This window comes from Algoriphagus sp., assembly GCF_024642405.1.
GTDB lineage: Bacteria > Bacteroidota > Bacteroidia > Cytophagales > Cyclobacteriaceae > Algoriphagus.
Genome location: NZ_JAHEBC010000146.1, coordinates 1 through 9,493 on the forward strand (window position 1 = coordinate 1; position 9,493 = coordinate 9,493).

The 9,493-nt window shown below is 38.6% G+C and carries 7 protein-coding genes; 6 read left to right on the forward strand and 1 reads right to left on the reverse strand.

Annotated elements, in window-relative coordinates; translation table 11 throughout:
* From Q0L68_RS11920 to Q0L68_RS11945, 6 genes are all read left to right on the forward strand, one after another.
* Nucleotides 1-2,326: TonB-dependent receptor plug domain-containing protein (locus Q0L68_RS11920; protein ID WP_296703344.1), on the forward strand; the 2,326-nt coding region annotated here is incomplete at its 5' end.
* A gap of 41 nt (nucleotides 2,327-2,367) precedes the next feature.
* Nucleotides 2,368-5,139 (forward strand): TonB-dependent receptor, encoded by a 2,772-nt coding sequence (locus tag Q0L68_RS11925; RefSeq protein ID WP_296703347.1) that lies wholly within the window; start codon nucleotides 2,368-2,370, stop codon nucleotides 5,137-5,139.
* Between the two features lie 35 nt (nucleotides 5,140-5,174).
* Nucleotides 5,175-5,852, forward strand: a complete 678-nt coding sequence (locus tag Q0L68_RS11930; RefSeq protein ID WP_296703349.1) for a porin family protein — start codon at nucleotides 5,175-5,177, stop codon at nucleotides 5,850-5,852.
* Between the two features lie 91 nt (nucleotides 5,853-5,943).
* Complete coding sequence (locus tag Q0L68_RS11935; protein ID WP_296703352.1) at nucleotides 5,944-6,438, forward strand: RNA polymerase sigma factor; 495 nt, start codon at nucleotides 5,944-5,946, stop codon at nucleotides 6,436-6,438.
* Nucleotides 6,428-6,739, forward strand: coding sequence for a hypothetical protein (locus Q0L68_RS11940; protein ID WP_296703356.1), 312 nt, complete (start codon nucleotides 6,428-6,430; stop codon nucleotides 6,737-6,739). Before Q0L68_RS11935 ends, Q0L68_RS11940 begins: the two co-directional genes overlap by 11 nt.
* Nucleotides 6,740-6,751: 12 nt before the next feature.
* Nucleotides 6,752-7,561 carry a hypothetical protein gene (locus Q0L68_RS11945; protein WP_296703358.1) on the forward strand — a complete coding sequence of 270 codons (810 nt, stop codon included), beginning with the start codon at nucleotides 6,752-6,754 and terminating at the stop codon, nucleotides 7,559-7,561.
* A 75-nt stretch (nucleotides 7,562-7,636) separates the two neighbouring features.
* Here Q0L68_RS11945 and Q0L68_RS11950 read toward each other — a convergent pair whose 3' ends face one another.
* Nucleotides 7,637-9,319, reverse strand: a complete 1,683-nt coding sequence (locus Q0L68_RS11950) for a DUF885 family protein (RefSeq protein WP_296703359.1) — start codon at nucleotides 9,317-9,319, stop codon at nucleotides 7,637-7,639.
* Between the last annotated feature and the right edge of the window lie 174 nt (nucleotides 9,320-9,493).

The window sequence follows — 9,493 nt, forward strand, 5'->3', positions numbered from 1 at the left end:
TGATATGGGGATTTTTCCATTGGAATTAAAACTTTCTGAAAAAAGACGTGAAAAACTCGTACAGGAATTTTCGGAATCGTTTTTATCGGCCAGTAATTATGGTGAAAATATCCGCCTTTTAAACCCAGATGCCTTAATATTTTCTGAAGAGGAAAATTCAAAAGAGACTTTGGTTGAAGCAAAAGGATATTTGATTTTTGTTAATGATAAAACAGGTTTTCTTTTCACTCTATATTTATTGGAGCCTTACCAACTAGGATCTCCCATTTCAAAAGAAAATATTCAGCTGGCCTTTCTTGATTTGATTAATGAAATCCCTGAACTGATAAATGAAAGGATTACCGAACGGGAAAAGGTTTTTAAAAACTCTCCAGAATTTATTTTAAGGCAAATGCTCTCTGGAGAGATCAATTCTTCTGATCCTTCAGAACCAATACATGTTGCATTCGGAACATTTCCCGGTGAATTCCTAATCTCCTTTCCAAGGCCTTACACGGTTAAGGATAAAGGAAAAATAAGCTTCACAGGTGATGAGTTGGTCTTGCGATCTGAAGGTTCAGTGGTTTTTGAAAATCAATTAATCTTAGAAGGCGGATTTACTGAAACCCATCCCTTTGATAAGCTCCCTGGAAATTTCAATGCTGAAAAAGTACTAAGGCTTTCAAATATTGAGAAGAATGCCCAAGTAATGCAGGAAAAGGTCTTTTTGCAAACAGACCGAAAGCATTATCTAAGGGGTGAAACTTTATTTTTTAAAGCCAACATGATTTATGCAAATCCTCTTTTGGCACCAGAACTCAGCAAAGTCCTTCATGTAGAAATTTTGGATACTACCGGCTACCAGGAATATCATCAAGTTTTTCCGATTACAGCTGGAAAAGCTTTCGGATCTATTTTTTTACCAGTCGATCTCAATCAGGAAAACTACTTATTAAAAGCTTATACCTCCTGGAGCCTCAATTATGGAAATGAAACTTATTTGCCTATACAAATTCATGACCCAAGTTTAAAACCATCTGTTTCATTGCCAGAACAGTCATCAATCGGGGTGACGATCTTTTCAGATAAGCAGAATTATGGCCCTGAAGAAAAAGTGAATTTGAATATCATGGTTAGAGATGCGAATGGAAAACCCTTAGCATCAGATTTAGCAATTCGGGTTTTGGATCTTGATCAGGCAGTTCCAATTCCATCCCCAAGTTCAATTCAAGAGGATTTTACGTTGCCTTCAGTCCCGACGGAATTGGAGTTAGCATCTTTCACTTTTCCTTTAGAAACAAGATTTACTGTTCATGGAGAGATTAAAGACCAAAATAACAAACCTACTCAAGGGGAAGTGACGGCTTTGATCAATGGCTTAGAAAATATGGAAAAATATAAAGTGGGTAGTGACGGTGAGTTTTCCATTCCAAACTTAAGCTTTGAAGGAGATTTTGAAATTGCTGTTCAGGCGAGGGATGAAAAAGCTTTGCCAATCCGAAAGGTCACGCTTGAAATTCAGGATTTCCAGATCTCAAAAAATGTGGCTGAATTCAATTTTCCAGAATTATCAATTACAAAAACCCCATCGCTTACAGCCCAAGAAATTCAGGCAAATATGGAACAAGGTGAAATCTTATTGGATGAATTTGTGATAGATGAAGAAAAGTCAGACCCAGTTGGCCCCATGATTTATGGGCTAGCTGATAATACGGTCGACCCAGCAGATTTACAATTGAATGGATCAACTTCTCAATTTATTTACCTACTAGCAGGACAAGTTGCAGGCATGAGTGTGACAGGGAATCCACCATCCATTAGATTTAGAAATGGTGGTGAGCCTTTAGTTATGATTGATGGTGTTCCAATCAACCCACCTACCGGATCAATATTAGGAGGCGGCGGTGCTTCTTCCAGAACTGCCACTGATGTATTGGCAGGAATAAACGTATTTGCGATAGAAAGGGTCGAAGTCATTAAAAGAACTGTCTCCATGCTTGGGGAAGGCGGAAGAAATGGCATTATCTCCATTTTTATGAAATCTGGAGCTGCACTGAAAGAAGCCCAAGAAGCAATGTCAAATAGTTTTACCCCGATCAAACTATCAGGTTTCCCAACTCCAAGGAAGTTTACAGAAGTCATGGAGGAGCAAAAACTTAATCCTCTTTTAAGGAGTTTAAAACCTACCCTCTATTGGAACCCTGAAGTAATTACAAATACCGAAGAACTTTCTCAAAAGGTACAATTTCAAAGCTCAAAAACCGGTGGCCCTATGTGGGTTGAGATAAAAGGTATTTCAGCAGATGGACAACCGATTGAAGGAAGATTCGTCATAAATAAAGAATAGAATATTTTTCAAACCTTGAAACTTATTAGTTTAGCATTAATATGAAATCAGTAATATCAATAATATTTCTTTTGTTCGGAATCCAATTTTTGGTTCTAGCGCAAAGCGGTACAATAACCGGAATTGTAAAGGACGCCGAAACTGGAGAAACACTTCCTTTTTGTAATGTTTTCGTGAACAATACAACAATTGCGACGGTAACGGATATGAATGGGGAATACACACTGGAAAATCTGGAACCCGGATCCCTAGAAATTGGATTTTCTTTTATCGGTTACATCGCCGAGACTAAAAAAGTGACTTTAAATCCAGGGGGAATCTCCACTGTAAATTTAAATATGGAGCCCTTTGCTCAGGAACTGAGTGATGTGGAAATCAAAGCCTCAAGAGACAAGTCTTGGGAAAGAGATTTAAGAAAATTTGAAAATCTTTTCTTGGGCAATGACGACGTTGCAAGCAAGTCCAGCATTGAAAATCCATGGGTGATCGATTTCCCGGAAAGTGAGGAGAAAAATACTTTTGTAGCATCCGCAGATATTCCTTTAGAAATCACAAATAACTATTTAGGATATAAAATCACATTTAACCTTCAGGATTTTTTTGATTCCCCAACTAATTACCGAATTGCAGGTGCGGCTAGATTCGAAGAAATGATTCCTGAGACAGAAGATCAAAGAAGCACTTGGGAAAATAATCGAGCAGAGGTATATCAAAAATCACCGATGAATATGTTCCGGGCGATGATTACCGGAGACCAAGAAAAAGAAGGGTTTTTCCTTTATGGAGACAAAGCTGGGGGATCTCCCTCCATGAACATGCGTTCAGATATTTTTGCAAATGAATTAGGAAAATCAGTGGTACCTTATCAACCAGACAATTTGGTTACTCCTGCTCCAAATAAGCCTGAAGAGTACCTAATCACAATGAAAGGTAGAATTGAGATTCATTATCAAAAAGGATACTCTCAGGTAAATACTTACAAAGATGCTCCATACCCGGTTTCCTGGCTTGAAGTAAATAAAGGTATTGTTCGTGTAAAGGAAAATGGGATGGTCCTCAATCCCCAGGATTTAGTTTTTTCGGGAGACATGGATCGCAAAAGAATTTCTACTCTTTTGCCTTTAGATTATGATGCGGAAAAAGCAATTCAGCTACAAAACTTAGATAGGACTGCCGCCAATTTTCAAGAAAAGGTCTACCTACACACAGATAAGCCCTATTATTACGCTGGAAATCAAATCTATTTGAAAGCTTACTTTAATTATGGAAATCCATATTTAAGAGATCAATTGAGTAAAGTTCTTCATGTCGAGGTAATCAACCAAAATAGAGACATCGTTTTAGAGAAAAAGCTTCCGGTTCGAGATGGATTCGCAGTTGGTAATTTTTATTTGCCAGATACGCTCTCCCAGGAAAATTACTTCCTAAGAGCTTATACCAATTGGCAGAAAAATTATGGGCCAAATCACTATTTCGTGGAACCGCTCAGTATATTAAATCCATTTCAAAGGATAGTAGAATTTGAGGCGAGGCCACTTCCAGATCCTAAAGGAATATCATTAAAAGCAGATAAGGAATCTTACGGTAAAAGAGAGAAAGTCACTTTGACGATCAAAACGCTATCTGATAAACAAATGCCTTTAGCATCAAATTTATCTGTTGCCGTTTTAGACCAAAGTCAGATCGTCCCAATTGAGACGGCTTCAGATATACAAAGCTCACTTAAACTAGAGACAATTCCAGAAACAATAGGCTTGGACAGGTTCTCATACCCTGTTCAAAAGTCCCTCTCCCAAGAAGGTTTTGTGGTGGATGATAAAGGAAAACCGACCTCTTCTCTTGTCACTGCTTTTGTCAATGATTTTCAGGGAATGGTGGACTTGGAATCTAATAGAGACGGAGAGTTTACCATGGAAGAAATGGATTTTTATGGTCCAATGAAATTAGCTTTTCAGCCAACTGACAAAAAAGGAAACCCTGCCGGAACTGTCAAATTAATTGATGAACTCAAAGCACCAGTTACACTACCAACAAACGCCTATTTCCCAAAAAAAGAAACGGTTTCTACCTCCATTTATCCAAAAGTAGAAGAGCAGCTGGATGATGAAAATTTGGTTGAGGAGGAAAAGGAAGAAGCCAAGGATGAAAAAAAAGCTATTTATGGCACGCCAAATTATATCGTTCCAGGCGATAAGTTGATGGCAACTGGTAATTCTGTTGATTTGGTCAACAGCTTAGCCGGAAATGTACCCGGTATGCGGGTAACATTAGCTGGCGCAAGTGGTCAGCAGCAAATCAGACTTCGAGGTGGTGGTGCCTCAGTAGGCGGAAGTTTAGAACCAATAGTTATGGTCAATGGAGGAATTATGGTTCAAACCGGAGCTACCACTGCGGCTGATAATTTGAGAAGTATTAATGTTAATGACATAGAACGAGTAGAGGTGGTAACCAGAACTGTATCGATGCTTGGTGATCAGGGACGAAATGGTGTGATTGCTGTCTATCTAAAAGAATATGATCCAAATGCAGTCGATCAACTACTAGCAGGAAAAGGTTTAAATACATTCACAATAGATGGATATGCTTCCTATAACCCCATTTATGAAGTTGATTATTCTCAAGAAAATGACCCAGAATCCATTGACCAAAGACAAACTCTTTATTGGAACCCATATTTGGTAACTGATGAAAATGGAACTGTTACGATCACATTTTACACCAATGACAATGCTGGGCCAATGACAGTTTCGGTTAAAGGATTGGGAGTGAATTATCAAGGTTTATCCGGTACTTTCACCATCAATGCCAAATAATGGCGAGTGCTAAAAGGAATTCTTTAATATTGAGCATGAACCGAATCATTTTGTTGCTGGTATTAATGATCAGCTCCATTTCTTTGAAGGCCCAAACAAGCATAGGGATTAGAGGAGGGTATTCCACATCTTCATTCTCCTATATTCCGGCATTAAATATTAGGAGTATTTCGGTAGATGGATTATCCTCTCCAACTTTTGCTTTCGTCGTAGAGCATTTCAATGCAAAGAATGCAGGGATTGAAGTTAATTTTCAGTATTTATCCACTGGATTTAATCAAACTATTGAAGATACAGAAGGAGTAATTTCTACGAATGAAACTAAATTGAATTATTTAAAAGTACCAGTTCTGGCAAGTTTCTATGTGGGCAGATCTGGAAGGTTTCAGATTAAATTCGGACCCCATTTAGGGTATTTGCTAAGTGCAGATGATGTGCAAAGAGAAATCACTGGCTCTAATCCTCCCGAAATCCCTACTTATGGAGGCGTGGATGATGATCCCAAAAAACTGATGTACGGATTATCCGCTGGGGCAGGAATTGGTAAACTATTTGGAAAGAGCACTATTTCAGGAGAAGTCAGATTTGGATATGAATTCACAAATCCTGAATCTCAGGAAAGGATTTTTGACTTGAACTTTACGACCTTGGAATTCTCTCTAGCGTATCTGTTTAGGATAAGAGATTCTAAAATTGAACTAATGAAAAATTAAGAGCGTCTTTCGTTCTTTATTTTCATAAGCATTTTATTTTTTAAAGGTCCTTTGTCATATATTCTTTGACTAGTTCGACTAACCTATGTAAATGAATCGCAAGCAGCTAGATCTTCTACTAAAAACCTATCATCGTGAGGCCTATATCTGGGCAAGACAATGTTGTGCCTTTGATGATGAAATGGCAAAAGATGTACTGCAACAGGTTTATTTAAAAATTCTGGAAGGGAAAGCAAAGTTAATGGAAATAGATAAAGCTAAAACCTGGCTTTTCTCCATCATCCGGTATACTTCGATTGACCAACTCAGGAAATCAGGAAAGTTTCTTTCGCTGGAGGATTCTTTTGAGATTGAGGACATTCCGGATGAAATAGATCAGACCGATTATCAAGGCTTGATCAAGAAATTGCCTAAGATGCAGCAAGAGGTATTATTGATGGTGTTTTATCATCAAATGACCATCGAACAAAGTGCCGAAGTATTGCAAATCGGCCTCGGAACCGCAAGGACTCATTATGATCGCGGTAAAAAGAAACTCAAAGAAATCATTACAAAAACCCAAATACAGGAGCAACATGGAAGATAACGCAGAACTGAAAAGGTTTTTTGAAAATATGAAAGAGCAGGATCGTGAATTAGACATTCCTCCTTTTCCAAGCTATCAAACCAAGAAATTTAATTTCTGGATCCCTGCAGGGATTGCAGCATCCTTAGCTTTGCTAGGGTTGATTATGAATGAACCACAACCCATTCCTGAAGCACCTAGAGAAGTGTTGATCATCACGCTTCAAGAAGGTGAAAACAATGAACAAGAGTTTGTCATCGAGGAGAAAGCTTATTTGGATGTGTGGGAATCCCCCACCGCTTCATTATTAACAGACTACTAAACCAACTATATTATGAAATACTTATTAATTCTCTTTTTCATCCTAAGTGCAGGCATAGCCCACGGTCAAGTCGCTACTTCTATTGGCCCAGGTCAGGACATCTTTCAAAGAAACCTTTATTCTGCAGATAAAGTAATGGGAATGCGAGAAGAACTAAAATTAAGTGAGGCTCAGGTCTCAAACATTAAAAAAGCTTACAGCAAAAATGCAGCTGAATTCAGCACGCTCAAATGGGACTTGGATGAGGCCACGGTACGATTGAAAAACCTACTCGACTCTCCAAAAATCGATCAAGTTGCGGTACAAAAGCAAATGGATAACGTGCTGAAGTTAGAGAACCAGTTAAAGAAAATGCAATTAGATAATTTGGTTGCTATCAAAAATGAATTAAACGAGGAGCAGCAAGAGATTTTACAAAAAAACGCAGTGTTCGTAGTAAGAGGAGTTGGGTCTATCAATGGAGTTCGTGGGATTACGACAACTTCCGGGAATGCAACCAGCCTTAAAGGAAGTAACTTAAGGGTTGGCCAACCTTCATCTTCAGGCTATACAATGACTTGGGATGAAGATAAAGTTGCTTCAGGCAAAAGTGCCTATAGTCCAAAAGTATCCGTAATGGTGGCCGGATCAAAAGATAATACTCAACCTCTATTTTATATTGATACCAAAGATGGATTGAAACAGTTAGAAGACTTTATGGATATAAATCCGTTAGAAATCCAAAGTATGGAAGTCTTCAAAGGAGAAAAAGCGATCGAGAAATTTGGTGAAAAAGCTGAAAACGGGGCAATTGTTATTAAACTTAAAAATGAGCCTAAATAAAATAAAGCGTTATAATTAGATCAAAAAAGGAGTCTGATTTCTCGGACTCCTTTTTTTGTTGGTTAGAATTACGTCTTAATCCAAAAACTTCCAGCTGGCTTTATGATCTTTCTTTAATGGATTGCCAGTCACCTTGGCTCGAAGGATTTCGATAGGCATTGCATTTTGACTCATAATCAGGTCATGAAATTCTTTCTCTCCCATTTTACCGGAATTTACTACTTCATCTCTCAAAGAGTAAATCTCCAACGCCCCCATCATGTAGGCGATTTGATATAATGGTCCATATCGACCCTCGAAAGATCTCCTCACTTCTGCTTCGGCATTGGCTGGCTCATGCCCTACTTTATCTACCAATAGATCGATACATTCCTGAGGAGTCATCGTTCCTAAATGATAACTCAAAGAGAAAATGATTCGGGCACAACGGTGCATTCTCCAGAAAAGCATCCCAACCTTATCTTTTGCATCCCTTGGAAAACCTTTGTCCCAAAGTATAAATTCCCAGTACAAGGCCCAGCCTTCAGTCCAAAAAGGAGTCCTAAACAAACTGCGATGTGTCATGTTCCTTTGGTTCATAAACTGTTGCAAGTGATGTCCAGGAATTAACTCATGCTGAACAGTAGCTCTTGAAAAATGTGGGTTGTTACCCCGCATGCTCATCATTTTATCATCATGACTCATCTCGGAGGTTGGGTAGGAAATCTGGATCGACTCTCCACCAAGGAAAAATGGGCTCACTCGTTGCCTTTCCGCAGAGATCATTACAGTTCTCCAAGTTTCTTTAGCCAAAGGCGGAACAGTGATCAGATCATTACTCTCCACATAATCTGTTGCTTCTTCAGCCAGACGGATCACCTCAGCCGGCCATTCACCAGCCGGCAAATAGGTTTCTTTGACCATTTCCAAAGCGGCTTTCCAATCATCTCCAAATCCTAATTCATTGGAAGCTTTTAGCATTTCTTTCTCACACCATTCAAATTGCTTTTCTGCCTCAGCGATTAATTCTTCAGGACTATAAGCGATCATTTCAAACGCTAATTGATTCAATAAAGCTTCACGACCGATAGGTTTCCCTATGATTCCACTGCCATCATCTTTTACTGAGTTGGTATAATGTGCCCGCAATCCTTTTGCATAGGCCTTCATGCTTTCATCAAGTCTTTTCCAAGGTTCTGGCATCCACCAAGTGAACATTGGGTCATAATCATAATAGTAGAAATAGGCTTCTCCAACCACTTTATCCAAGGTTTCCACAGCTTCTGCAGCCAAATCGGCTTTCTGCCAGCTCGTATATTTTGGCATGCTTGGGAGGTTCTTTAATTGAGCATCAACCTTATTTGCTACCTCATTCCAAGTCGCTGCTAATTTTTGTGCATCTGGTTTTACAGCTCTTCTTCTCCCTACGACAAATTCTTCTAATGGAACTCCGAAAGCCACCACGGATGAAACTTCTTCGAAAGCTCTTCTCTCCAGCCCTAACTCAGCAAGCTCCTTTTCCAAAAAATTCCTAAATAAAACGTAATCAATCTTCCCATCTTCAGATAGATTATTGTAATTCATTTTATTGAGGTCGTTGAGGTATTTAGTGTTGAATTCCTCAATCCGGTCAAAGTATTCCAAGGATAAGGTATTCGTGTATAATCTGCGTAAAGCACCCCAATCAGCTTGGTAAGTTTCAATAGTTTGCACTAGTTCAGTGGCTGAGACTAGTTGCAAAGTCATGCTGAATAAAATTAGTAGCAGTGTTTTTTTCATGGTTGATGGTGGCTATTTGAATCGATTAATTTAATCTATTTGAGCTAAATCTATTTGGTTTTTTGATAAGCGATAGATATCCTGTTTTTAGGAATAGAATAATCTTTCAGGACCTAATAAATACAAAAGCTATGTAAGCTATGTTTCCATGCGGTAATAAAAGATAAAACCACA